Source organism: Shigella sp. FC1967 (assembly GCF_001743005.1).
GTDB lineage: Bacteria > Pseudomonadota > Gammaproteobacteria > Enterobacterales > Enterobacteriaceae > Proteus.
In genome coordinates, this window is the sequence record NZ_MIIZ01000220.1 from 1 (window position 1) to 263 (window position 263).

The window sequence follows — 263 nt, forward strand, 5'->3', positions numbered from 1 at the left end:
CCACTTTTTAACGGCGGTGACGGTACTGACCAGCATGGATCAATCTGATTTAATTGAATTGGGAATAACATTGACACCTGCAGAACAGGCAGAACGTTTTAGCGTTACTGACAAAATCTTGTGGTCTTGATGGTGTCGTCTGCTCTGCACATGAAGCAACGCGTTTTTAAACAGGTTTGTGGTGACGATTTCTTATTAGTCACGCCGGGGATCCGTCCAGCAGGAAGTGATGTTGGCGATCAGCGTCGCGTAATGACACCAGA

General features: G+C 46.8%; 1 pseudogene. It reads left to right on the top strand.

From position 1 onward, the window contains the following. Window positions 1-263, top strand: a pseudogene (locus BHE89_RS01940) (orotidine 5'-phosphate decarboxylase / HUMPS family protein); the annotation flags it as partial.